Genomic DNA, 23,334 nt, shown 5'->3' on the forward strand with positions numbered 1-23,334 from the left:
GGCCGGCCGACGGCCGGTTCACTCCGTGCGCAACCCCTCCGGCCGCATCATCCGCACCAGCGGCGGCAGGCTCAGTACGGTGACCGCGAGGACCACCGCCGCGCCGGCGCCGGTCAGGGACAGGACGCTCGCCCAGTCGACGGAGACCGGGGTCGCCGTCATCTTCAGCAGGACCGCGCCGAGGGTCAGGCCCACCGCCGAGGCCAGCAGCAGACCGAGCGCGATCGGTACGGCCGTCTGCCACAGCACCGACAGGCCGAGTGTGCGGCGCCGGGTGCCGAAGGCGACCAGGGAGGAGAGCAGTTTGCGTCGTTCGCGCAACTGCTCCAGCTGGGAGACCAGCAGGCTCGCCCCGATCAGCGCCAGCACGCAGACCGCGCCGATGAACAGGCCGGTGCGCAGGGAGGTGTACCGGTCGGACCGCTCGGTGGCCGCCCAGGTCCAGGTGTAGGCGAGCGGGTCGGTCCGGGCGGCCGTGGTGCGCGCGCGCTCCTGGGCGTCCGGCACCGTGTCGTCCAGGCGCAGATAGACGTGGCCGTACAGTGTCGCGGTGGCCTGGGCGGGCAGGACCGAGGGAGTGACCAGCAGGCCGCTGGGGTCGCCCTGGAGCGAGTCCTTGCGCGCGGTGGCCTTGCGTACCGTGGCCGGCAGCGTCCAGGGGATCTCCCGGCCGCGCGCCTCCCCCTGCGTCGGGTCGATCCAGACCCGCGCACCCGGCCGCATGACGGGCCGGAGCCCGTTCTGGTAACCGGGGTCCGAGTACGGGTTGTACAGGGCGAAGACATCGCCGTCGCGGCAGGACGGCAGGTGGGCGACCTCCCTGAGCGCGGCGCAGTTCCCGACGGTGACGGGGGCGACGCGGTCGGGTTCCCGGCGCTTGCCGCCGACCTGGCCGGTGGACAGCGCCACCGACGTCCGCACTCCCTTGGCGCCGGCGAACTCCGCGCGCGCTGCGGCCAGGTGGGTGCGATCGGACAGGTCGACCTCCATCTGGGCCCGGCCCGGGTCCCTGCCGGTCTCCTTGGTGTACTGGCTCTCCACGCCCGCGAACAGCATCTGCAGCGCGATCGCCCCGGCCACCGCCACCGCGATGCCGTTGACCATGCGGGCGGCCGTGCCGCTGCTCAACTGGAGCCGCCGTACGGCCAGTTGCCAGGAGACGCCGCCCGCGCCGAGCCGGCTGACGAACGCCTCCACCAGCCAGGGCAGCAGCGCGGTGACACCGACCAGGAGCAGCAGCACGCCGCCGGTGACGAGGTACTGGTTGAAGTCGCCGTGGGAACGGCCGTTGCCGATCATCGGGTACAGCATCGCCAGGCCCGCCAGCGGCAGCAGGAGCCGCCACCACAGGCGCCGGCGGGGCTGCCTGGCCGTGCGCACCACGCCGAGCGGTTCCACGACCACCCCGCGCATCGCCAGCAGCGTCACCAGCACCGCGGCCGCCGGAACCGCCACCGCCACCAGCGCGACCAGGGCGGGGGAGGGGTCGAGGTAGCTCGGGAAGAAGCTCTCCCCCATGACCTCCACCGAGCCCGCCACCTGCCGTCCGATCAGGAAGAACACCGTGCCGACGGCCAGTCCGAGCAGCGACCCGGCCAGCGCCTCGCCCGCCGCGGTCCGGCGGGTCATCCGGCTGTCGGAGCCCACCAGCCGCAGCGCGGCCAGCCGGCGGTCGCGCCGTTCGCCGCCGAACCGCACGGCCGCGGCGATGAAGACGGCGACCGGCGTGAGCAGGACGACGAACACGACGAGCGTCATGAGGATGAGCACCGGGTCGGTCTGCTCCGGCACCGGGTCGGGGTTGCCGAAGGCGTTGAGCCGGTTCACCCGGGCGCCGCCCGCGTGCGGGACGAGGCCGTCGGCACCCGCGTAGTAGGCGAGTTCCTGGGAGCCGATCAGTCCGCTGTCACCGATGGTCCCGGTGATCCGGTACGGGATCCGCTCGCGCAGCAGCCCCGCGCCGTCCGAGGACAGCAGCCTCTTCAGGGCGGGGGAGACCACCATCTCGCCCTTCGCCGGGAAGCGGCCGACGCCGGGCGGCAGCGGCGCCCGGGCGCCCTCCGGTTCGAGCAGCCGGCCGCGGATGTCCTTGCCGTGCCACTCGGTGTCGGTGACCCCGACCAGCACGGTGTTCCCGGCCTTGGGGGTGTCGTAGGCGGCCGAGAAGTCCTGGCGGGCGTTCTCCACCCGGTCGCGGGCGGTCAGGATGTTCGGCAGCGCCGTCGTCAGCAGCAGCAGGGCCACGCCCAGGCCGACGCCGACCGCCGTCAGCAGCATGCGGACCCAGCCCTCGCGCCCGCCGGTGAAGGCGAACCGGGCCCCCATGCCCAGGTCTCTGCACCACTGCCGGACGTTCATATGGCGCGCTCCATGTCGCGTGACCTGCCGTCGCGTACGACGATCTCCCGGTCGGAGTACGCGGCCACCCGGGCCTCGTGCGTGACCAGGACGACGGCGGCGTTGGTGGAGCGGGCCGCGTCGGTCAGCAGCTCCATCACGCGTTCGCCGTTGAGGGAGTCCAGCGCGCCGGTCGGCTCGTCGGCGAACAGCACCCGGGGGCCGGTGACCAGCGCACGCGCCACCGCGACCCGCTGGCCCTGGCCGCCGGAGACCTCACCGGGCCGTTTGCCCTTGAGGTCGTCCACCTCCAGGCGTTCCATCCAGGTCAGCGCGGCCCGTTCGGCCTCCTTGCGGGAGGTGCCGTTCAGGCGCAGCGGCAGCGCCACGTTCTCCACGCAGGTCAGCTCGGGGACGAGCTGCCCGAACTGGAAGACGAAGCCGAACTCGCTGCGGCGCAGGGCGCTGCGCCCGGCGTCGCTCATGCCGGCCAGTTCGCGGCCGTCGTAGGTGATGGAGCCGGAGTCGGGCGGCACGATGCCGGCGAGGCAGTGCAGCAGCGTGGACTTGCCGGAGCCGGAGGGGCCCATGACGGCGACGACCTCGCCGGGGTGGATGGAGAACTCGGCGCCGTCGAGCGCGACGGTGGGGCCGTAGGACTTGCGCAGGTTCTCGGCGGCGAGCAGGGTTCCGGGCGGGGGAGTCATCGGGCCACCACCTCCGCGCGGAGCTTGTCGAGGCGCGCGGCGGTCAGTTCGAGCCAGCGCAGGTCGGCCTCCAGGTGGAACAGGGCGTGGTCGCAGATCAGCTGGTCCGCGAGGTCGCCCTTGCGCTTGCGGTCGGTCAGGATCCGCATGCTGCGCAGGTGTTCGGCCCGCTGGGTGTCGAGGATGTCGGACGCGTCGCGGTGGGTGAGGAGGGCGAGGACGACCTTGGTGTAGAGGGTCGACTGGAGGTACTCCTCCGGCTTCTCCGGGGTGGCGAGCCAGCGCTCGACGTCGGTGATGCCGGCGTCGGTGATGGCGTACCGCTTGCGCTCGGGGCCGCCGCCGGCCTCGATGCCGTCGACTTCCACGAGGCCGTGCTTCAGCAGTCGGGACATCGTGGAGTAGACCTGGCCGTAGTGCAGCGGCCGGTCGTGACCGAACTTCTCGTCGAAGGCCCGCTTGAGGTCGTAGCCGTGGCGCGGGCCGGACTCCAGGAGCCCTAGAAGGGTGTGACCGATGGACATGGCAGCACTCTACACACGGTGTATACGCGGGATGTATACACGCCGTGCAGGGATCGTGGCGGGCGGTACGGCCCCGCAGGTGGGGGCCGATTGTCACGGTTCCGACACAGGCGGCCGGCCCCGCCGCGGCAGCGGTCCGGTGTCCTTCGGAAGACGCCCCGCCTCCGCGAGGGCGCGCCGCAGCAGGAACTCGATCTGCGCGTTCGCCGACCGCAGCTCGTCCCCGGCCCACCGGGCCAGCGCCTCGTAGACCTGCGGGTCCAGCCGCAGCAGCACCTGCTTGCGCTGCTGCGGCCGTCGCCTGGGAGCCCCCGAGGGGCCCGTCACCGGGTCCGTCACTGGTAGAGCGTCCCCGTGTTGAGGACCGGCTGTGGGGCCCGGTCCCCGCACAGCACGACCATCAGGTTCGACACCATCGCCGCCTTCCGCTCCTCGTCCAGCTCCACGATGTCCGCCTCCGCGATGCGGGCCAGCGCCGCCTCGACCATCCCGACCGCGCCGTCGACGATCTGCCGGCGGGCCGCGACGACCGCCCCGGCCTGCTGCCGCTGGAGCATCGCCGAGGCGATCTCCGGAGCGTACGCGAGGTGGGTGAAGCGGGACTCGATGATCCGCACCCCGGCCGCCTCCACCCGTGCCTGGAGTTCGACGGCCAGCTTCTCGGTGATCTCCTCGGCGTTGCCGCGCAGCGACAGGCCGTCCTCCTCGTGGGCGTCGTACGGGTACTCGATGGCGATGTGCCGCACGGCCGTCTCGGTCTGCGTGGCGACGAACTCGGAGAAGTCGTCCACCTCGAAGGTGGCCTGCGCGGTGTCCTGGACCTTCCACACCACGACCGCCGCCAGCTCGATCGGGTTGCCGTAGGCGTCGTTGACCTTCAGCACGGCGGTCTCGTGGTTGCGCACCCGGGTGGAGATCCGGGTCCGGGAGGTGAAGGGGTTCACCCAGCGCAGGCCGTCCTGTCGGATCGTGCCCCGGTAGCGCCCGAAGAGCTGGACGACCCGGGCCTCGCCCGGCGCGACCGTGTTCAGCCCGCGCATCCCGATGACGGACGCCAGCAGGACGACGACGCCGGCCGCGACGAGCCCGCCCCGGGCCCCGGCGGAGGGGGTGGCCCCGGAGGCCGCGAACAGCGCGACGGCGGCGCCGAGCCCGACCAGGCCGAGCAGCAGGGCGAGTCCGCCGCCGATGCTGTGGGCGGTGAACTCCCGCACCCGGGGCGCGGGCATCTCGGGGACGTCGGCGGTGGCGGCCGGCTCGGATATGGACACAGGGGACCCCCGGTTCTCGTAGTGCCTAGCTCTGTTCTAGCTAAGTGATATCACTTTACGCCGCCGAGCAACCCTGGACCAGTGAGAGCCGTCGGTTCCGATGGGGCGGGTGCTGATTGTCACGTCCGCAAAAGAACGGATCGGACGCCCTTTGTCATATAGAGGGGTGTTAGCTTTCGGAGCTGACCCCGAGACGGAAGCGAGCGTAGGGACCCATGGGACGAGCGGAAGAGAGACGAGCGCGACAGCGCGGCGGCCACCGCGCGGCACCCAAGCGCCGCCGCTCCGCGCCCGCGCCCACGGCCGGCACCGCGCCCGGCGCCTCCGGCGGCAGCCCCGCGCCCGGCAAGCCCGCCAAGAGCCTCATACGCCGGATCTTCGGCTGGAAGAAGATCCTCGGGACCTTCTTCGGCGTGTGCCTGCTCGGCATCCTGGGCTTCGTCGGCCTGTACCTGTACGTGGACATCCCCCAGGGCAACGCCGCGGCCCAGCAGCAGAGCAACGTCTACAAGTTCAGCGACGGAACGATTCTGGCCCGCAAGGGCGAGGTCAACCGCGAGATCGTCGACCTGTCCAAGGTGCCCCGCAAGGTCCAGCTGACCTTCGTCGCCGCCGAGAACAAGAGTTTCTACCACGACTCCGGCGTCGACCTGCGCGGGACCGCCCGCGGCCTGATCAACACGGTGTCCGGCAAGGGCAAGCAGGGCGGCTCCACGATCACCCAGCAGTACGTCAAGAACTACTACCTGAACCAGGACCAGACCGTCACGCGCAAGCTGAAGGAACTGGTCATCTCGCTCAAGGTGGACCGCGAGAAGTCCAAGGACGACATCCTCGCCGGTTACATCAACACCAGCTACTACGGCCGCAACGCCTACGGCATCCAGGCCGCCGCCCAGGCGTACTACCGCGTGGACGCCCAGGACCTCAGCGTCGCCCAGGGCGCCTACCTCGCCGCCCTGCTCCAGGCCCCCAGCCAGTACGACTGGGCCGTCGCCACCAAGACCGGCAAGCGGCTGGTCACCCAGCGCTGGAACTACGTCCTGGACAACATGGTCGAGGAGGGCTGGCTCTCCAAGACCGAGCGGGACGCCATGCACTTCCCCTACCCGAAGGAGCCCAAGGGCGCCCCCGGCCTCGGCGGGCAGAAGGGCTACCTGGTCGAACTCGCCAACCAGCAGCTGGAGCAGCAGCTCATGGCGCAGGAGGGCCTGACCCAGTCCCAGGCGGAGAACGCCGTCGTCGACAAGGGCTGGACCATCACCCTCAACATCGACCGGAAGAAGCAGGCCGCGCTGGAGAAGGCCGTCAAGACCCAGCTGACCGGCAAGCTCGACCCGAAGAAGCGCAAGGTCGACGGCGCCATCCAGGCCGGAGCCGTCTCCGTCGACCCCAAGACGGGCCGGATCGTCGCGCTCTACGGCGGCCAGGACTACTACAAGCACTACTTCGACAACGCCACCCGCCGGGACTACCAGCCGGCGTCCACCTTCAAGCCGGTCATCCTCGCCGCCGCCCTGGAGCAGAACGCCACCACCCAGGACGGCAAGCCGATCACCGCGAGCACCGTCTACGACGGCACCAGCCGCCGCCAGGTCATGGACCACGGCACCAAGGTCGGCTTCGCCCCGCCGAACGAGGACGACGTCGACTACGACAAGATCACCGTGCAGCAGGCGATGAACAAGTCCGTCAACTCCGTCTTCGCGCAGATGGGCGTGGACGTCGGCATGGACAAGGTCATGAGCACCGCGGGCAAGCTCGGGATGAACACCAAGGGCATGCAGGCCGTGCCCGCCCAGACCCTCGGCTCCATGGGCGCCAGCCCCCTGGAGATGGCCGGGATCTACGCCACCTTCGCCAACCACGGCTACAAGGTGACCCCGACGATCATCAAGTCGGCCGAGAACAAGGGCCGTACGGTCGACATGCCGCACCCGGTCGGCGGCTCGGTGATCAGCCGTACCGCCGCCGACACGGTCACCTCGGTGCTCACCGGCGTGGTCGACGACGGTACGGCCAAGCAGTCCGTTGCGAACAACCCGCTGCGCGACGGCCAGCAGGTGGCGGGCAAGACCGGTACCTCCGACGAGAACAAGTCGGCCTGGTTCACCGGCTACACCCCCGACCTGGTCACCTCCGTCGGCCTGTTCGGCGAGGACCCCAAGACCAAGGCCCACGTCTCCATGAAGGGCGCGACCGGCCTGCTTCCGCCGCCCGGCAGGATCAACGGCGGCGGCTACCCGGCGCAGATCTGGGCCACGTACACCTTCGGCGTCACCGACAAGGCCTCGTTCGACCTGAACACCACCCAGGGCGCCGCCGTGGAGCCGACCGAGACGCCGACCTGGACGCACACCCCGACCCAGACGCCCTCGCAGACGTCGACCAGCGCCCCGCCGACGTCCGAGTCGCCGACCCGGACGCCCACGCAGACGCCGACCCAGACCCAGACCCCGACCCAGACGCCCACGCAGACTCCGAGTCAGACCCCGACGAGCCGGCCGCCGACGACCTCGATCAGCCCGGAGAACCCGCTCGACCCGGAGAACGTCCCGTAGGGCCTGTCGTTTGAAAGACCCTGGACAGGACACGACAGCGAAGGGCGCCCGGTGCACACCGGGCGCCCTTGCGCACACCAGGGGTTCAGCCGCGGTTCAGCTCGAACCACACCACCTTGCCGGTACTCAGCCGGGTCGCGCCCCAGCGCCGGGCCAGCCTGTTGACCAGGTACAGGCCGCGCCCGCCCTCGTCCGTGGCCCGCGCCTGCCGCAGCCGCGGCAGCTGCGGCACGTCGTCGCCGACCTCGCAGCGCAGCACGTCCGTGCGCAGCAGCCGCAGCGTCACCGGCCGCGACGCGTACCTCACGGCGTTCGTCACGACCTCGCTGACCAGCAGCTCCACCGAGTCCGTCAGCTCCTCCAGGTCCCAGCGGGCGAGCGCGCGCCGGGCCAGCCGGCGGGCCTGGCCCGGGGCGGAGTCCTCCGGCTCCAGCGTCCAGTAGGCGACATCGCTCGGCGCGATCCCGTCGAAGCGGGCGGCGAGCAGCGCGATGTCGTCGTCCCGGTCACCCGGCCCGAGCATGTCCAGCACCTCGTCGCACAGCGCTTCCAGCGGCGGCGGATGGTCCGGGCCGGTCAGCCGCGCGGTCGCGGCCAGCTTCTCCCGCAGCTGCTCGATGCCGGTCCACACGTCCCGCAGCCGGGACTCCACCAGGCCGTCGGTGTACAGCAGCAGGGTCCCTCCGGCGGGCGCCTCCAGCTCCACCGCCTCGAAGTCGACCCCGCCGACCCCGATCGGCGCGCCCGACGGCACCCGCAGCACCTCGGCGTGGCCGCCCAGGTGCAGCAGCACGGGCGGCGGATGGCCGGCGTTGGCGATCGTGATGCGGTGCGTCACCGGGTCGTAGACCGCGTACAGGCAGGTCGCCATGCGGTCCGTGCCCAGCCGCTGCGCCTGCTCGTCCAGGTGGTGCAGCACCTCCTGCGGCGGCAGATCGAGCCCGGCCAGCGTCTGCGCGGTGGTGCGCAGCTGACCCATGATCGCCGCCGAGGTCATCGAGTGGCCCATCACATCGCCGACCACCAGCGCCACCCGGCTGCCGGGCAGCGGGATCGCGTCGTACCAGTCGCCGCCCACCCGCGCGGTCTCCGCCGCCGGCAGATAACGGGAGGCCAGCCGGACACCGGTCGGCCGGGGCAGGGTCTCGGGCAGCATGGTGCGCTGCAACTCGTCGGCGATGTACGCCTCACGGCCGTACAGCACCGCCTTGTCGATGCCGAGCGCGCTGTGCGTGGCCAGCTGCGCCGCCACCAGCAGGTCGTCCGCCTCGAAGGCGAGCCGGTCCGGGCGGCGCAGGAACAGGGCCGCGCCGATCACCCGGCGCCGGCCGCGCAGCGGCGCGAGGATCGCGTGCCGCCCACCCGGTACGACCGCCTCACCGCCCTCGCCGAGCAGCTCGGGCAGCGCGTCCCGGGCCGCGGGGGCGTCGGCGAACACCGGGCGCACCCCGCGCAGCACCTCGTTCAGCGCGCCGCCGGGCCGCACCTCGCACAGCTCGGCGGTGAGCGCCGACAGGTCCGACAGCACGGACGGCTCCGGCTCCGGCTCGAACGCCGGCGGCAGCAGCACCCCGTCGGTGTCCCGCTCCTGAGGTATCCGGTCGGTGCGGCGCAGCCGCAGCACCACCGGACCGCTGGGCCGTTCGTCACCGACCGGCAGCGGCTCGCGCAGATAGACCAGGATCGCGTCGGAGAACGTCGGCACGGTGGCCCGGCACAGCCCCATGACGATCTCGTCGAGGTCGAGCCCGCGGGCGATCCGCCGGGTGGCCGCGCCCACGAACCTGAGCCGGTCCCCGTCGCGCCGCATCGGCATCGGCCGCCCCGGCGGCAGACCCTGCCCGGTACGGCGCTCCTGACCGCCCGGCGACCGCTCCTGCTCGGCGCCGGGCTGCGCCGGGATGGCCTCCGGCGCCGGGCGCGGGCGGTGGGCGTCGGGTTCGGTGCCGGCGGGCTGGGCGTGCTCGGGGCCGTTGACTGAGGGCTCCTTCCCCTGGCCGACTGCGGGCTCCTTCCCTTTGCCGCAGGGTGCGGCGGTGCCCGGTCCGGACGGTGTTCCGTCGGCCCGGGCCTGTGCGGGTAAGGCGGGATTGCCGAGCTGCGTCGGAGGCTTCTGGGACTGCTGCTGGGTACGCAGGAGCGCCCCGCGGCCCTCCGCGGGGTCCACGCCCGGCTGGGGGCGTTCGAAGGAGGTGGGCTGCTCCGTCACGCGTGTCGCATCCATCCGTCCGGGGCTGCGCGCCGGGAGCGCCGGGCGCGCAGTTGGTCCCGCCGACTTCCCGATACCCGCAATACGTGCCCCAGGAACGGATTTTCCGCCGGGCCGCAGGCGGCCGCTGTGCCGGTGGCGAGATCCGCGCGGCCGGCGGCCCGGTCGCCGCACGCCTTCGTGGTGGTGCCCTGGTACCCCTCGCTCACGTCCTGCCGCCCCTCGGTGACGATCGGTCAAGCCCGGCGCATGCCCCGGAAGTTGCTCTGCTACGCCCTTGCGGAGGACGATCCTACGTTTCTTGCCTGGGGGCGCATCAAGGGTCTCATGAGGATACGCGCGCGGGGGTGCGGTCCCAGTCCTCGGGGAGAGAAGGTACCGTCCACGACGGGTCCGGTCGCCAGTGCGGCCAGCCGTCCGTGAACGGGGTCCCCCACGCGCGGATCACCTCCACCGCCTCCCGGCCGGCCGCCCGCACCCGCCCGGCCGTCGCCGCGTCCATCAGCCCGTCCCGCTGGGCCTGCGCGAACTCGTCCTCGTCGCGCCAGTGCCAACTGCGGTCCGGGTGCACCGAGATGTCCAGGAAATGGTCCTCGGAATCCACCCCGCCGGCCCACCGGGACAGCGGCTCCTCCAGGTTCACGTACCAGTTCTTGAACCGCCAGCCCGGCTCCCAGAACAGCCACACCGACCAGGGCCGGCCGGGCTGGGCCAGCTTCAGCACGCCCGTGCCGAACCAGCGGTCCCGCTGGACCGTGCGCGGCTTGGTGTACCGGGACTCCAGCGGCTCCAGGTGCACGGGCGTGCCGTCGGCCAGGACCGGCTTCACGCACTCCGTGCCGGGGGCCAGCCACACCGCCAGCAGGTCCGCGTCGTCGCGCACGACGGTGACGGGCCGGGCGATGTGGTACTGATCGCCGCCGTTGGCCCGGTAGCGCCACAGGATGTGCGTCCCCGGGGTCCAGTGCGCCGCCGGTCCCGCCGCCACTCGTGTCATCGCTCCGTCGTCCGTCATGCACAGATATTAGGTGCCAGGTGCATACGACGCTGCGGCGCGGGTCACGGCGGTCGCCGGGTGGCCGGAAAGGCCCGCTCCCGGTTACGGGCGCGTCATCCGCAGGACGTCCAGCGCCTCGTCCAGCTGTTCCAGTGTCAGGTCGCCGCGCTCCACGTACCCGCTCTCCAGGACGACTTGGCGGATCGTCTTGCGTTCGGCGAGGGACTTCTTGGCGACCTTCGCGGCCTCCTCGTACCCGATGTACTTGTTCAGCGGGGTCACCACCGACGGGGACGACTCGGCGTACTCACGGGCGCGTTCCCGGTCGGCGGTGATGCCGTCGACGGTCCGGTCGGCCAGCAGCCGCGAGACGTTGGCGAGCAGCCGGATCGACTCCAGCACGTTCTTGGCGATGACCGGGAGCATGACGTTCAGCTCGAAGTTGCCGGCCGCGCCCGCCGTGGCGATGGTGGCGTCGTTCCCGACGACCTGCGCGGCGACCATCAGCACGGCCTCCGGGACCACCGGGTTCACCTTGCCCGGCATGATCGAGGAGCCGGGCTGGAGGTCGGGCAGCCGGATCTCGGCGAGACCGGTGCGCGGCCCGGAGGACATCCAGCGCAGATCGTTGGCGATCTTCGTCAGGCCGACCGCGATGGTCCGCAGCTGGCCGCTGGTCTCCACGATGCCGTCCCGGGCGCCCTGCGCCTCGAAGTGGTCGCGGGCCTCGGTCAGCGGCAGCCCGGTGACCCGGGCGACCTCCTCGATGACGGCGGCGGAGAACCCGGGCGGGGTGTTGATGCCGGTGCCGACGGCGGTGCCGCCCAGCGGGAGTTCGGCGAGGCGCGGAAGGGAGGCCCTCAGCCGCTCGACGCCGTACCGCACCTGGGCCGCGTACCCGCCGAACTCCTGCCCGAGCGTCACCGGTGTGGCGTCCATCAGATGCGTCCGCCCCGACTTCACCACGTCCGCGAACTCCCCGGACTTGCGCTCCAGGGAGGCGGCGAGGTGCTCCAGGGCCGGGATCAGGTCATGGGTGACGGCCGCGGTGGCCGCGATGTGGATGGACGACGGGAAGACGTCGTTGGACGACTGCGAGGCGTTCACGTGGTCGTTGGGGTGCACGTCCCGGCCGAGCCGCTCGGTCGCCAGCGTCGCGATGACCTCGTTGGTGTTCATGTTGGACGAGGTCCCCGAGCCCGTCTGGAACACGTCCACCGGGAAGTGCTCGTCCCACTTCCCCGCGGCGACCTCGCCGGCCGCGTCCTGGATCGCCTCCGCGACCTCCTTGTCCAGCACGCCCAGCTCGGCGTTCACCTTCGCCGCCGCCGCCTTGATGCGGGCCAGCGCCTCGATGTGCGCCCGCTCGATGCGCTGTCCGGAGACCGGGAAGTTCTCCACGGCACGCTGCGTCTGCGCCCGCCACTTGGCGTGGGCCGGGACCCGGACCTCGCCCATGGAGTCATGTTCGATGCGGTATTCGCTCATGCCCCGTACAGCGGTCGGGGGGACCGGAATGTTCCGGGATTGAGCCGGTCGGGTGGCCGGCCCGCTGAGCCCGCGTCACGCGCCGCTCCGGCCTCCGGAGGCGATGTCAGGAGCGGGTCAGGCCAGGCTCGGCCCCCGCACCGGAGTGCTCGTGAACGCCGGCTGGGGCGGTCGGTGACGGAGCCGACCCCGTTGGTTCCCGCGGTGGCACCGCCGCGTGCCGAGCCGCGTGGCCTCACGGCCGGTCGGTGGTGGAGTCGGCCCCGTTGGTTCCTCCGGTGGTACCGCCGCGTGGTGGGCCGTGTGGTCTCGGGGGCGCTGTTCCGCGGTGCCCGGGTGCGGGAGCCCCGGGGGCGAAAGGGGCGGTGCCCCTGGGGGCCGGGCGGCGGGGGCGAGTTGCTCCCCGCCGCCCGCGTCGCTACGCCAGGCCGGGGCCGCGCACGGGGATCGACGTGAACGTCGGCTGGGGGGCCGGGTCGGTGAAGAAGTCGTTCCCCTTGTCGTCCACCACGATGAACGCCGGGAAGTCCTCGACCTCGATCTTCCAGACCGCCTCCATGCCCAGCTCCTCGTACTCCAGGACCTCCACCTTCTTGATGCAGTCCTGGGCGAGACGGGCGGCCGGGCCGCCGATGGAGCCGAGGTAGAAACCGCCGTGGGCGGCACACGCGTCGGTGACCTGCTTGCTGCGGTTGCCCTTGGCGAGCATCACCTTGGAGCCCCCCGCCGCCTGGAACTGCTCCACGTAGGAGTCCATGCGGCCGGCCGTGGTCGGGCCGAAGGACCCGGAGGCGTAGCCCTCGGGCGTCTTCGCCGGGCCCGCGTAGTACACCGGGTGGTCCTTCAGGTACTGCGGCATCTCCTCGCCCGCGTCCAGCCGCTCCTTGATCTTGGCGTGCGCGATGTCCCGCGCCACGACCAGCGGGCCGGTCAGGGACAGGCGGGTCTTCACCGGGTACTTCGTCAGCTCGGCGAGGATCGTGTCCATCGGCTGGTTGAGGTCGATCTTCACCACGTCGGAGGACTCGTCGAGGTGCTCGTCCGTGGTGTCCGGCAGGAAGCGCGCCGGGTCGGTCTCCAGCTGCTCCAGGAACACGCCCTCGGCGGTGATCTTCGCGACCGCCTGGCGGTCCGCGGAGCAGGAGACGGCGATGGCGACCGGGCAGGACGCGCCGTGCCGGGGCAGGCGGACCACGCGGACGTCGTGGCAGAAGTACTTGCCACCGAACTGCGCGCCGATCCCGATCTTCTGGGTCAGCTCGAAGACCTTCTCCTCCAGCTCCTCGTCCCGGAAGCCGTGGCCGAGCGGCGAGCCCTCGGCCGGCAGGTTGTCCAGGTAGTGCGCGGAGGCGTACTTCGCGGTCTTCAGCGCGTACTCGGCGGACGTGCCGCCGACCACGATCGCCAGGTGGTACGGCGGGCAGGCGGCCGTACCGAGCGAGCGGATCTTCTCCTCCAGGAACTTCATCATGGAGGCCTCGTTCAGGACGGCCTTCGTCTCCTGGTAGAGGAAGGACTTGTTGGCGCTGCCGCCGCCCTTCGCCATGAACAGGAACTTGTAGGCGCCGCCGTCGGTGGCGTACAGCTCGATCTGCGCCGGCAGGTTGGTGCCGGTGTTCTTCTCCTCCCACATGGTGAGGGGAGCCATCTGCGAGTAGCGCAGGTTCAGCTTGGTGTAGGCGTCGTAGATGCCGTGGGACAGGTGCTTCTCGTCCTCGCCGGCCGTCAGCACGTTCTGGCCGCGCTTGCCCATGACGATCGCCGTGCCGGTGTCCTGGCACATCGGCAGCACGCCGGCCGCGGCGATGTTCGCGTTCTTCAGCAGGTCCAAGGCGACGAACTTGTCGTTGCTGGAGGCCTCCGGGTCGTCGATGATGCGGCGCAGCTGGGCGAGGTGGGCCGGGCGCAGGTAGTGCTGGATGTCGTGGATGGCCTCCTCGGCCAGCTTGCGCAGCGCCTCCGGCTCCACCTTGAGGAACGTCCGCCCGTCCGGTCCCTCGACCGTGGAGACGCCCTCTGAGGTCACCAGCCGGTAAGGAGTGGTGTCCTCGCCCTGGGGGAGCAGATCGGTGTACGCGAACGCTGGGCGGGTTGGGGGGGAACTACGCGGCATCTCAGCCCATTCCTCACTCTGACGGACGGCGCCCGCCGACGCTGGCGGGCCTCACCAGCGTAGAACCTGCCGTCGGCGGCGAACCTGTGAGGTAAGGCTCAGTCAGGGGTGTCGCGATCTATCGTGTGTGGGTACGCTGCCTCCGTGGACCTTCAGAAGCAGACCGCACCCACACCCGCCACCGAGCTGCGCGCCTCCGACGCCGATCGCGACCGGGTCGCCGACATCCTCCGCGAGGCCCTGGCCGAGGGCCGGCTGACCGCCGACGAGCACGCCGAGCGCGTGGACGGGGTGCTGCACGCCAAGACGGTGGGTGAGCTGGAGGTCTTCATCCGTGACCTGCCCGCCGCCCACCAGCACCCGACCGCCCCCGCCTACACGCCGGTGCCGCCCCGGCCCACCCCGGGCGCGATCCCGGGGGAGGCCGACGCGAACGTGGTGGCGGTGTTCAGCAGCGCCATGCGGCGGGGCCGCTGGCGGGCCGGGCGCCGGCTGCACGCGTACGCGGTCTTCGGCAGCGTCGAGATCGACCTCAGCGAGGCGATCTTCGAGTACCAGCAGGTGGTCATCAAGGCGGTCTCCGTCTTCGGCGACGTCCAGATCCGCGTCCCGGAGAACATCTCGCTGCGCGGCACCGGCGGCGGTGTGCTCGGCAACTTCGAGGTGAGCCCGCTGGACTCGGTCGACTCCGCCGCGCCGGTGGTCTACGTCGACGGCTGGGCCGTCCTCGGCAACGTGGAGGCGCGGCCCAAGCGGGGCAAGCGGGTGGCGGACATCCTGGAGCGCGTCCAGGACAAGGTGGACCGCAAGCTGCGCAAACACCTGGGGCACTGACGCGGGGGCGTGAACCGCTGCGCCGCGCGCTCGCGGATGGGAACGCTGTGCATAGGCGCGCGCACAGCGGGTAGGCCTTGCTGCATCGTCTCTCGCTCGCGAAGCCGTCGTCAGGAGTAGACCGTGCTGCAACCGCCGCATTCGTCCCTGCAGGTCGCTGCCGTTCCGGCCCAGCGGGTGCCAGTGCGAGACAGGGACCAAGACGCCCCCTGGCACACCGAGGCGGTGTGCCGGCGCGACGAGGCCGGCCTGTTCTTCGCCCCGTCGAAGGAACCCACCGCCGCCCGGCTGTCCCGAGAAGAGGCGGCCAAGCGCGTCTGCTCCCGCTGCCCGGTCATGGTCGAGTGCCGCGAACACGCCCTCCTCCAGCCCGAGCCCTACGGGGTCTGGGGCGGCCTCACGGCGGCCGAACGCCGGGTCGTCCTGGCGAGGCGCCGCCGCCGGGACCTGGAACTGAAGAAGGCGGCGCGGGCGTCGGCCGACCGTATGGCGGGCTGACACGCGGAGGAGGAGCGCCCTCTCCGCACCGAGGGCGCTTCCCCGCCGAAGGCGGCCACGGAGCACCCGCAGCCGCCGGCGCTCCACGCGCCCCTGCGAGCGGACGCCCCTACTTGGCCCGGTCGAAGTCGATCGCGCTGTAGGCCCGCAGCTTGCTCAGCCGGTGCTCGGAGAAGATCCTGCGCACCGTCCCCGACTTCGACCGCATGACGATCGACTCGGTCAGCGCGGTCTCCGACCGGTACCGCACCCCCCGCAGCAGCTCCCCGTCGGTGATGCCGGTGGCCACGAAGAACACGTTCTCGCCGGACACCAGGTCGTCCGTCGTGAGCACCCGGTCCAGGTCGTGCCCCGCGTCGATGGCCCGCTGCCGCTCCTCGTCGTCCTTCGGCCACAGCTTGCCCTGGATGGTCCCGCCCAGGCACTTCACGGCACAGGCCGAGATGATGCCCTCCGGGGTGCCGCCGATGCCGAGCAGCAGGTCCACGCCGGTGCCCTCGCGCAGCGCGTACACCGAGCCGGCCACGTCGCCGTCGGAGATCAGCTTGATGCGCGCGCCGGCGTCCCGGACCTCGCGGATCAGACCCTCGTGCCGCGGCCGGTCCAGGATGACGACGGTGACGTCCTCCGGCGAGGACCGCTTGGCCTTGGCGATCCGCCGGATGTTCACCTCCACGGGCGCGTTGATGTCGACGAAGTCCGCCGCCTCGGGGCCGGTGACCAGCTTGTCCATGTAGAAGACGGCGGACGGGTCGAACATCGCGCCGCGCTCGGCGGCGGCGAGGACGGCGATCGCGTTCGGCATGCCCTTGGCCGTCAGCGTGGTGCCGTCGATCGGGTCGACGGCGATGTCGACCTCGGGACCGGTGCCGTCGCCCACGTGCTCCCCGTTGAAGAGCATCGGGGCCTCGTCCTTCTCGCCCTCGCCGATGACGACCACGCCGTTCATCGACACGGTGGAGACGAGGGTCCGCATGGCGCGCACCGCGGCACCGTCGGCGCCGTTCTTGTCACCGCGCCCGACCCAGCGGCCCGCGGCCATCGCGGCGGCCTCGGTCACCCGGACGAGTTCCAGGGCGAGGTTGCGGTCGGGAGCCTCGGAGGGGACGTCCAGCTCGGACGGCAGGTGGTGGTTTTCGGTCATCGGAGCGCACCTTTCTGATACGACGACGGCCGGATGAGGGTCTTGGACCCGACTCTATCGTTAGGCAGACAAAATGAGCAGGGGACCCCACGGATGAGCGCTTGGGGCACCTGCGACGATAGGGGGCGTGGCAGGTTCGAACGGCAAGCAGAAGACGGCCCGGGACATGGTTCTCTCCCTGGTCGTGATCGCCATCGTGGGGTTGGTCGTCTACTTCATCGCGATCCCGCACGACGATCACGCTCCCGACCTCAAGCGGGTGGACTACCGGGTCGAACTGGTCACCGCCCGCCGGGCGGCGAGCTACCCGGTGGCCGCGCCCGAGGGCCTGCCGAGTACCTGGAAGGCGACCTCCGTACGCTTCCAGGGAGAGAAGTCGGACCGCTGGCACCTCGGCTTCCAGACCCCGGACGGTCAGTACGTGCAGGTCGAGCAGGGCGCGGAGAAGCGCGCCGACTTCATCGACCAGGCCAGCCAGGGCGCGTCGGCGACCAAGCGGACCGAGGAGATCGACGGCCGTACCTGGACCCGTTACACCGGCGGCCGGTACGACGCCCTGGTGCTCCAGGACACGCCCGGCTCCACGACGGTGGTGGCCGGCACCGGTTCCTTCGAGGAGCTGAGGACGATGGCGGCGGCGCTGCGGATGGAGTGACCCGTCCGCTGCGCCCGCGTGCGCGCAGACGAAAGGCCCCCGGCACCGCCGGGGGCCTCTCTCGTCATGCTCAGGTGGCTCAGACGGTCGTGACGACGTCCTCGTAGGCCAGGCGCGGGGAGCGCGGGTACCAGGCGTCCGGGCCCGGCTTGCCGATGTTGACGACCATGAGCGGGGTGTGGTCGTCGTCGAGGAACTCCTTGCGGACGCCCTCGTGGTCGAAGCCGGTCATCGGGCCGGCGGCGAGGCCGGCCGCGCGGACGCCGACGATGAAGTAGGCGGCCTGGAGGGCGGCGTTCAGGGTGGCGGAGCCCTCGCGGGCCGCGCGCTCGGCGAAGAAGACGTCCTTGGCCTGCGGGAAGGCCGGGAACAGGGCCGGCAGCTCCTCGTGGAACTCGTTGTCCGCGGAGAGGATCGCGACCAGCGGGGCGGTGGCGGTCTTGGCCTTGTTGCCCTCGGCCATGTGCTGCACCAGGCGCTCACGGGCCTCGGCGGAGCGGACCAGGGTGATGCGCAGCGGGGTCTGGTTGAAGGCGGTGGGGCCGTACTTGACCAGGTCGTAGATCGCCTGCACCTGCTCCTCGGTCACCGGCTCGCTGGTGAAGGTGTTCGCGGTGCGGGCCTCGCGGAACAGCAGGTCCTGGGCGGCGGGGTCAAGAACGAGAGACATGGTGACTTTCCTCAGGGGCGTGTCCGGCCCGGGGTACCGGACCGGCTGATGTCACCGACCCTACGACACAAGAGGTTTAACCTTCAACTAAAGCGGGGGTGGGGTGACTCGCTTCACAGCCCGGCGCCGGCCCCTACTCGCCGTCCGACTCCGCCTCCCCTTCCTCCTCCTCGGCCAGCGCCGCGTCCAGCCGGGCCCGGGCCCCCTCCAGCCAGCGCCGGCACACCCTGGCCAGCTCCTCGCCGCGCTCCCACAGCGCCAGGGACTCCTCCAGCGACGTACCGCCCGCCTCCAGCCGCCGTACGACCTCGATCAGCTCGTCCCGCGCCTGCTCGTACGACAGCGCCTCGTCCACCTTGCTCGTCATTCGCTCACCTTCACCGTGAATTCACCGTCGGCGACGCGGGCGCGCAGCGCCTCGCCCGCCGTCACCTCGGCCGGATCGCGCACCACGTGCCCGTCCGCCCGTTGCAGCACCGCGTAACCGCGCTGGAGCGTCGCCGCGGGGGAGAGGGCCACCACGCGCGCGTGCGTGTGCGTCAGCTCCGATTCCGCGCGGTCCAGCAGATGCCCCAGCGTCCGCCGGCCCCGGTCGAGGAGCGCGGCCACATGGTCGGCGCGCTCGTCGATCATCCGGTGCGGATCCTCTATCGAGGGCCGCGCCAGCGCGTGCGCCAGCCCCCGCTCCTCCCGCTCCAGATACGCGTTCATGCACCGCCGCGCCCGGTCCCGCAGCATCCGCACCCGCTCCAGCTCCTCGCCGACGTCCGGCACGACCTTCTTCGCCGCGTCGGTCGGCGTGGAGGCGCGCAGGTCGGCGACGTGGTCCAGCAGCGGATTGTCCGGCTCGTGCCCGATCGCGGACACCACGGGCGTGCGGCACTCGGCCACGGCCCGCACCAGCTGCTCGTCGGAGAACGGCAGCAGGTCCTCCACGCTGCCGCCGCCACGCGCGACGATGATCACGTCCACCTCGTCGAGCGCGTCCAGCTCCTTCACCGCCTGCACGACCTGCGGGACCGCGTGCACGCCCTGGACGGGGACGTTGCGCACCTCGAACCGGACGGCGGGCCAGCGGTGCCGGGCGTTCTCCAGCACGTCCCGCTCCGCCGCGGAGGCCCGGCCGCACACCAGCCCGATCAGCTGCGGCAGGAACGGCAGCGGCTTCTTCCGCTCCGGCGCGAACAGGCCCTCGGCCGCGAGCGCCTTCTTCAGCTGCTCCAGCCGGGCCAGCAGCTCACCGACGCCGACGGGCCTTATCTCGGCGGCGCGCAGGGACAGCTGGCCGCGCGGGGCGTACCACTCGGGCTTCGCCAGGACGACGACTCGGGCGCCCTCGCCGACGACGTCCGCGACCGCGTCGAAGACCTGGCGGTAGCAGGTGACGCTCACGGAGATGTCGTACGACGGGTCGCGCAGCGTGAGGAACACGACGCCGGCGCCGGGACGGCGGGACAGCTGCGTGATCTGCCCCTCGACCCACACCGCGCCGAGCCGGTCGATCCAGCCGCCGATCAGCCGGGAGACCTCGCCCACGGGGAGCGGGGTCTCGGGAGACGTGTTCACAGCCATGGCGACGAGCGTAGTGGCCGCCACCGACAGTCCGGCGCTGCCCTCAGCCGTCGGCTGTCCCGCGGCTGTCCGGCGGTTCCCGCCGGCCCGCCAGCACCAGCAGGCCGATCACCAGCCACACCGCGCCCACCACCTGCGCGACTCCCGCCGCTGCCACGATGACCGCCACCGTGATCGCCGCCCCCACCCCCGGCGCCACGGCATACCGCCACCAGTTCCGCTCCCCCCGCCGCACCACGAAATACCCCACCACGCTCGCGTGCAGCAGCGTGAACGCGGACAGGGCCCCGATGTCTACCACCGACACCAGCTTGTCCAGGCCGTCGTCCCGCCGTGCCGCCCACCCGGCCGCGACCAGCGTGATCACCGCCGCGCACAGCAGAGCCACCCGCGGCACGCCCCCGTCCGTCCGGGACAGGACCCGCGGCAGCCGCCGGTCACGGCCCATCGCGAACAGCAGCCGCCCGGCCGCCGCCTGCCCGGCCAGCGCCGCGAACGCCGCCCCGACCGCCTTGCTCGCGGCCACCAGATCGTGCAGCCACGTGCCGACGGCGGAGTCCACCGCGTCGTAGAAGGCCGAACCCTGGGCCCCCGGGTCCCGCGCGAGCCGCGCGGACGTCGCCGGCTCCAGCAGCGCGACCAGGTACGTCTGCGCCACGAACAGCACCCCGGCCAGCGCCAGGCAGAACAGCAGCGCCCGGGCCACCTTCTCCGAGCCCCCGGTGACCTCCTCCGCGAACGTGGCGATCGCGTCGAAGCCCAGGTAGGACAGGACCGCCACGGACACCGCGCCGATCACCGCCGACAGCGCGAACGCGCCCTGCGTGCCGTCCCCGGTCAGCGGCGACAGCACCCCCCGCTGCGCCCCGTCCCGCGCCAGCACCACCACCGCCGACACCGTGAACACCAGCAGGACCGCGATCTCCAGGGCCAGCACGAGGAAGCCCACGCGCGCGGCGGCCCGCACCCCCCACAGGTTGAGGAGGGTGGTGACGACCACGGCCAGTGCCGTCCACACCCACCGGGACACCTCCGGGACCAGCGCGTTCATCGCGATGCCGGAGAAGAGGTAGGCCACCGCCGGGATGAGCACGTAGTCGAGCATCGCCATCCAGCCCGCGACGAACCCGGCCCCCTTCCCGAGCCCCGCGCGCGCGTACGCGAACACCGAGCCGGCCCGCGGCACGACCCGCACCATCTGCGCGTAGCTGAACGCGGTGAACGCCATGGCGACCGTGGCCACCACGTACACCAGTGCCACCGCGCCGTGCGACGTCGCGTCGAGCGTGCCGAACACCCCGACCGGTGCCATCGGCGCGATGAACAGCAGTCCGTAGACGACGAGGTCCCGGAAGCCGAGGCTGCGCCGCAGCCGCTCGTGCGCGCCGGTCGTGGAGGCTGTCGTTCCGGTGTCGGGCATACGCGCAAGTCTTCCCCGCGCGGCCGTGGGCACGCGATCTCGGCGCCCCCGAACGCGGCCTTACGATGGGACGCATGACCGCTTCCTCTGGCCGCCGTGTCCTGCTCGCCGCCCCCCGGGGCTACTGCGCCGGCGTGGACCGCGCCGTGATCGCCGTCGAGAAGGCCCTGGAACAGTACGGGGCCCCGATCTACGTCCGGCACGAGATCGTCCACAACAAGTACGTCGTGCAGACCCTGGAGAAGAAGGGCGCGATCTTCGTCGAGCGCACGGAGGAGGTGCCGCCCGGCAACATCGTCATGTTCTCCGCGCACGGCGTCGCCCCCGTCGTGCACGAGGAGGCCCGGCAGGGCCGGCTCGCCACCATCGACGCCACCTGCCCCCTGGTCACCAAGGTCCACAAGGAAGCCGTCCGGTACGCGGGCGAGGACTACGACATCCTCCTGATCGGCCACGAGGGCCACGAGGAGGTCATCGGCACCTCCGGCGAGGCCCCCGACCACATCCAGCTCGTCGACGGCCCCGAGGACGTCGCCAAGGTCGAGGTCCGCGACCCGTCCAAGGTCGTCTGGCTCTCCCAGACCACCCTCTCCGTGGACGAGACGATGGAGACCGTCGACGCCCTGAAGACGAAGTTCCCGGGCCTGGTCTCCCCGCCCAGCGACGACATCTGCTACGCCACGCAGAACCGGCAGCTCGCCGTGAAGCAGATGGGCGCCGAGGCCGAACTGGTCATCGTCGTCGGCTCCCGCAACTCCTCCAACTCCAAGCGGCTGGTCGAGGTCGCCAAGCTCGCCGGCGCCCGCGAGGCCTACCTGGTGGACTTCGCCGACGAGATCGACGAGGCCTGGCTGGAGGGCGTGACGACCGTCGGCGTCACCTCCGGCGCCTCCGTGCCCGACGTACTGGTCGAGCAGGTCCTCCAGTGGCTCGCCGAGCGCGGCTACGGCGACGTGGAGATCGTCAAGGCCGCCGAGGAGTCGATCACCTTCTCGCTGCCCAAGGAACTCCGCCGCGACCTGCGCGAGGAGGCGGCGGCCCTGGTCGCGGAGCGCGGCGGAAGCGGCACCTTGGAGGCGTGACCGCCAGTGGCCCGTCGTAACGTGGTGCCATGCAGATCTTCGGCGTGGACATCGGCGGATCCGGCATCAAGGGCGCCCCTGTGGATCTGGACCGGGGCGACCTGGCCCAGGAGCGCTGCAAGGTGCTCACCCCGCACCCGGCGACGCCCGAGGGCGTGGCGGACGGGGTCAAACAGGTGGTGGACCACTTCGGGTGGACGGGCCCGGTCGGCCTGACCTTCCCCGGCGTGGTCACCGGCGGGGCCACGGTCCGCACGGCGGCGAACGTCGACAAGAGCTGGATCGACACGGACGCCCGCGCGCTGTTCAGCGGCCGGCTCGGCGGCCTGCCGGTGACCGTCGTCAACGACGCGGACGCGGCGGGCGTCGCCGAGATGCAGTTCGGCGCCGGCCGGGGCCGCAAGGGCACGGTCATCCTGCTCACCTTCGGCACGGGCATCGGCAGCGCCGTCTTCGTGGACGGCGTCCTGCTCCCCAACAGCGAGCTGGGCCACCTGGAGCTGGACGGCCACGACGCCGAGAAGCGCGCCTCCAGCAAGGTCAAGGAGGACCACGACCTCAGCTGGGAGCAGTGGGCGCACCGCGTCCAGAAGTACCTGGCCCATGTGGAGATGCTGTTCTCGCCGGAGCTGTTCATCATCGGCGGCGGGGTCAGCCGCAAGGCGAACAAGTTCCTGCACCTCATCGAGGGCGTCAAGGCCGAGATCGTCCCCGCCCAGCTGCAGAACAACGCGGGGATCGTGGGCGCGGCGATGAGAGCGGCCCAGCGCGGCTAGGTGGGTCGATCACGAGCGGTGCCGGCCCCGCGTCAGTCGCGGCGCCGGCGCCGCCGCACCCAGCGCACCCGGCGGACGAGCACGATCACCCCGGCCGCGAGGGTCCCCGCGTACAGCCAGCCCGCCTGGGTGGCGAGCCCGGTGACCAGCCCCATCAGGCGGCCGAGCAGCCCCCCGCCGCCCTCGGCGACCGGCAGCAGCCCGACGGCGAACGCGATCGGTACGACGACGGGCGCGGTCAGCACGTCCCCGCCGCGCACCCACAGCGCGGTCAGCACGCACACCGGCAGGAACAGCACGCCGTAGACCGTCGGGGACGCGCCGAACAGCAGCTGGTCCAGCCAGCCGAACAGGAACATGGCCGCGAGGCAGAACAGCCCGCTGCCGAGCCCGGTCAGCCGCGGGTTGGGCAGCCGCGGGCCGGTCAGCCGCCCGTCCGCCGCAGCGGGGCGCGCCTCCCGCACCGGCCGCGCGGC

The 23,334-nt window shown here is 71.9% G+C and carries 21 protein-coding genes; 6 read left to right on the forward strand and 15 right to left on the reverse strand.

Features of this window, described 5'->3' with window-relative positions; translation table 11 throughout:
- Positions 1 to 18: 18 nt before the first annotated feature.
- The 5 genes from ABZV94_RS22750 to ABZV94_RS22770 all read right to left on the reverse strand — a co-directional run bounded on the left by ABZV94_RS22750 (position 19) and on the right by ABZV94_RS22770 (position 4,797).
- The gene (locus ABZV94_RS22750; protein ID WP_356342958.1) at positions 19 to 2,358 is read right to left on the reverse strand and encodes an FtsX-like permease family protein; all 2,340 of its coding nucleotides are present in this window, start codon (positions 2,356 to 2,358) and stop codon (positions 19 to 21) included.
- Entirely contained in the window at positions 2,355 to 3,044 is a 690-nt protein-coding gene (locus ABZV94_RS22755) for an ABC transporter ATP-binding protein (RefSeq protein ID WP_356342960.1), read from the reverse strand. Before ABZV94_RS22755 ends, ABZV94_RS22750 begins: the two co-directional genes overlap by 4 nt.
- On the reverse strand, positions 3,041 to 3,568 hold the full coding sequence (locus tag ABZV94_RS22760) for a PadR family transcriptional regulator (protein ID WP_356342962.1): 528 nt from the start codon (positions 3,566 to 3,568) through the stop codon (positions 3,041 to 3,043). Before ABZV94_RS22760 ends, ABZV94_RS22755 begins: the two co-directional genes overlap by 4 nt.
- A 93-nt stretch (positions 3,569 to 3,661) precedes the next feature.
- The gene (locus ABZV94_RS22765) at positions 3,662 to 3,907 is read right to left on the reverse strand and encodes a hypothetical protein (RefSeq protein WP_356342964.1); all 246 of its coding nucleotides are present in this window, start codon (positions 3,905 to 3,907) and stop codon (positions 3,662 to 3,664) included.
- Positions 3,904 to 4,797: an SPFH domain-containing protein gene (locus ABZV94_RS22770; protein WP_356343003.1), complete on the reverse strand. Its 894-nt coding sequence runs from the start codon at positions 4,795 to 4,797 to the stop codon at positions 3,904 to 3,906. The genes ABZV94_RS22765 and ABZV94_RS22770 overlap by 4 nt, the downstream gene beginning before the upstream one ends.
- A 257-nt stretch (positions 4,798 to 5,054) precedes the next feature.
- Between ABZV94_RS22770 and ABZV94_RS22775 the strand changes: the two genes are divergently transcribed.
- On the forward strand, positions 5,055 to 7,400 hold the full coding sequence (locus tag ABZV94_RS22775; protein ID WP_356342966.1) for a transglycosylase domain-containing protein: 2,346 nt from the start codon (positions 5,055 to 5,057) through the stop codon (positions 7,398 to 7,400).
- An 85-nt stretch (positions 7,401 to 7,485) separates the two neighbouring features.
- Here the strand turns inward: ABZV94_RS22775 and ABZV94_RS22780 are convergent, their stop codons facing one another.
- From ABZV94_RS22780 to ABZV94_RS22795, 4 genes are all read right to left on the reverse strand, one after another.
- On the reverse strand, positions 7,486 to 9,609 hold the full coding sequence (locus ABZV94_RS22780) for a SpoIIE family protein phosphatase (RefSeq protein ID WP_356342968.1): 2,124 nt from the start codon (positions 9,607 to 9,609) through the stop codon (positions 7,486 to 7,488).
- Between the two features lie 325 nt (positions 9,610 to 9,934).
- Positions 9,935 to 10,624 (reverse strand): DUF402 domain-containing protein, encoded by a 690-nt coding sequence (locus ABZV94_RS22785; RefSeq protein WP_356342971.1) that lies wholly within the window; start codon positions 10,622 to 10,624, stop codon positions 9,935 to 9,937.
- Positions 10,625 to 10,708: 84 nt separating this feature from the next.
- Positions 10,709 to 12,094: a class II fumarate hydratase gene (locus tag ABZV94_RS22790; RefSeq protein WP_356342973.1), complete on the reverse strand. Its 1,386-nt coding sequence runs from the start codon at positions 12,092 to 12,094 to the stop codon at positions 10,709 to 10,711.
- 418 nt (positions 12,095 to 12,512) lie between these two features.
- Positions 12,513 to 14,207 carry a fumarate hydratase gene (locus ABZV94_RS22795; RefSeq protein WP_356342975.1) on the reverse strand — a complete coding sequence of 565 codons (1,695 nt, stop codon included), beginning with the start codon at positions 14,205 to 14,207 and terminating at the stop codon, positions 12,513 to 12,515.
- Between the two features lie 144 nt (positions 14,208 to 14,351).
- Here ABZV94_RS22795 and ABZV94_RS22800 point away from each other — a divergent pair, with 144 nt between their 5' ends.
- Positions 14,352 to 15,041: a DUF1707 domain-containing protein gene (locus ABZV94_RS22800; protein WP_356342977.1), complete on the forward strand. Its 690-nt coding sequence runs from the start codon at positions 14,352 to 14,354 to the stop codon at positions 15,039 to 15,041.
- A gap of 123 nt (positions 15,042 to 15,164) precedes the next feature.
- The gene (locus ABZV94_RS22805; RefSeq protein ID WP_356342978.1) at positions 15,165 to 15,539 is read left to right on the forward strand and encodes a WhiB family transcriptional regulator; all 375 of its coding nucleotides are present in this window, start codon (positions 15,165 to 15,167) and stop codon (positions 15,537 to 15,539) included.
- A 109-nt stretch (positions 15,540 to 15,648) separates the two neighbouring features.
- On the opposite strand, the gene glpX is transcribed toward ABZV94_RS22805, so the two are convergent.
- Complete coding sequence (gene glpX, locus ABZV94_RS22810) at positions 15,649 to 16,683, reverse strand: class II fructose-bisphosphatase (protein ID WP_356342981.1); 1,035 nt, start codon at positions 16,681 to 16,683, stop codon at positions 15,649 to 15,651.
- 127 nt (positions 16,684 to 16,810) lie between these two features.
- Between glpX and ABZV94_RS22815 the strand changes: the two genes are divergently transcribed.
- Complete coding sequence (locus ABZV94_RS22815; protein ID WP_356342983.1) at positions 16,811 to 17,338, forward strand: DUF4245 domain-containing protein; 528 nt, start codon at positions 16,811 to 16,813, stop codon at positions 17,336 to 17,338.
- Positions 17,339 to 17,417: 79 nt separating this feature from the next.
- Here the strand turns inward: ABZV94_RS22815 and ABZV94_RS22820 are convergent, their stop codons facing one another.
- The 4 genes from ABZV94_RS22820 to ABZV94_RS22835 all read right to left on the reverse strand — a co-directional run bounded on the left by ABZV94_RS22820 (position 17,418) and on the right by ABZV94_RS22835 (position 21,000).
- Positions 17,418 to 18,008, reverse strand: coding sequence for a malonic semialdehyde reductase (locus tag ABZV94_RS22820; RefSeq protein ID WP_356342985.1), 591 nt, complete (start codon positions 18,006 to 18,008; stop codon positions 17,418 to 17,420).
- Between the two features lie 133 nt (positions 18,009 to 18,141).
- Positions 18,142 to 18,375, reverse strand: a complete 234-nt coding sequence (locus tag ABZV94_RS22825) for an exodeoxyribonuclease VII small subunit (RefSeq protein WP_356342987.1) — start codon at positions 18,373 to 18,375, stop codon at positions 18,142 to 18,144.
- A complete protein-coding gene (gene xseA, locus ABZV94_RS22830; RefSeq protein ID WP_356342989.1) occupies positions 18,372 to 19,580 on the reverse strand; it encodes an exodeoxyribonuclease VII large subunit in 1,209 nt (402 codons plus the stop codon). The genes ABZV94_RS22825 and xseA overlap by 4 nt, the downstream gene beginning before the upstream one ends.
- Positions 19,581 to 19,623: 43 nt before the next feature.
- Positions 19,624 to 21,000: an APC family permease gene (locus tag ABZV94_RS22835; protein WP_356342991.1), complete on the reverse strand. Its 1,377-nt coding sequence runs from the start codon at positions 20,998 to 21,000 to the stop codon at positions 19,624 to 19,626.
- A gap of 65 nt (positions 21,001 to 21,065) precedes the next feature.
- Here ABZV94_RS22835 and ABZV94_RS22840 point away from each other — a divergent pair, with 65 nt between their 5' ends.
- Positions 21,066 to 22,082 (forward strand): 4-hydroxy-3-methylbut-2-enyl diphosphate reductase, encoded by a 1,017-nt coding sequence (locus ABZV94_RS22840; protein WP_356342994.1) that lies wholly within the window; start codon positions 21,066 to 21,068, stop codon positions 22,080 to 22,082.
- Positions 22,083 to 22,111: 29 nt separating this feature from the next.
- Positions 22,112 to 22,858 carry a polyphosphate--glucose phosphotransferase gene (gene ppgK, locus ABZV94_RS22845; protein WP_356342996.1) on the forward strand — a complete coding sequence of 249 codons (747 nt, stop codon included), beginning with the start codon at positions 22,112 to 22,114 and terminating at the stop codon, positions 22,856 to 22,858.
- Positions 22,859 to 22,890: 32 nt separating this feature from the next.
- Here ppgK and ABZV94_RS22850 read toward each other — a convergent pair whose 3' ends face one another.
- The gene (locus ABZV94_RS22850; protein ID WP_356343006.1) at positions 22,891 to 23,322 is read right to left on the reverse strand and encodes a DUF6542 domain-containing protein; all 432 of its coding nucleotides are present in this window, start codon (positions 23,320 to 23,322) and stop codon (positions 22,891 to 22,893) included.
- Positions 23,323 to 23,334: the final 12 nt, after the last annotated feature.

It is taken from the genome of Streptomyces sp. NPDC004658 (assembly GCF_040609555.1).
Classification (GTDB): Bacteria; Actinomycetota; Actinomycetes; order Streptomycetales; family Streptomycetaceae; genus Streptomyces.

Bases quoted from the DNA above. Each gene is read 5' to 3' on its own strand.
- ABZV94_RS22750 (WP_356342958.1), bottom strand. From the start codon at position 2,358: ATGAACGTCCGGCAGTGGTGCAGAGACCTGGGCATGGGGGCCCGGTTC.
- ABZV94_RS22755 (WP_356342960.1), bottom strand. From the start codon at position 3,044: ATGACTCCCCCGCCCGGAACCCTGCTCGCCGCCGAGAACCTGCGCAAG.
- ABZV94_RS22760 (WP_356342962.1), bottom strand. From the start codon at position 3,568: ATGTCCATCGGTCACACCCTTCTAGGGCTCCTGGAGTCCGGCCCGCGC.
- ABZV94_RS22770 (WP_356343003.1), bottom strand. From the start codon at position 4,797: ATGCCCGCGCCCCGGGTGCGGGAGTTCACCGCCCACAGCATCGGCGGC.
- ABZV94_RS22775 (WP_356342966.1), top strand. From the start codon at position 5,055: ATGGGACGAGCGGAAGAGAGACGAGCGCGACAGCGCGGCGGCCACCGC.
- ABZV94_RS22785 (WP_356342971.1), bottom strand. From the start codon at position 10,624: ATGACGGACGACGGAGCGATGACACGAGTGGCGGCGGGACCGGCGGCG.
- ABZV94_RS22790 (WP_356342973.1), bottom strand. From the start codon at position 12,094: ATGAGCGAATACCGCATCGAACATGACTCCATGGGCGAGGTCCGGGTC.
- ABZV94_RS22795 (WP_356342975.1), bottom strand. From the start codon at position 14,207: ATGCCGCGTAGTTCCCCCCCAACCCGCCCAGCGTTCGCGTACACCGAT.
- glpX (WP_356342981.1), bottom strand. From the start codon at position 16,683: ATGACCGAAAACCACCACCTGCCGTCCGAGCTGGACGTCCCCTCCGAG.
- ABZV94_RS22820 (WP_356342985.1), bottom strand. From the start codon at position 18,008: ATGTCTCTCGTTCTTGACCCCGCCGCCCAGGACCTGCTGTTCCGCGAG.
- ABZV94_RS22825 (WP_356342987.1), bottom strand. From the start codon at position 18,375: ATGACGAGCAAGGTGGACGAGGCGCTGTCGTACGAGCAGGCGCGGGAC.
- xseA (WP_356342989.1), bottom strand. From the start codon at position 19,580: ATGGCTGTGAACACGTCTCCCGAGACCCCGCTCCCCGTGGGCGAGGTC.
- ABZV94_RS22835 (WP_356342991.1), bottom strand. From the start codon at position 21,000: ATGCCCGACACCGGAACGACAGCCTCCACGACCGGCGCGCACGAGCGG.
- ABZV94_RS22840 (WP_356342994.1), top strand. From the start codon at position 21,066: ATGGGACGCATGACCGCTTCCTCTGGCCGCCGTGTCCTGCTCGCCGCC.
- ppgK (WP_356342996.1), top strand. From the start codon at position 22,112: ATGCAGATCTTCGGCGTGGACATCGGCGGATCCGGCATCAAGGGCGCC.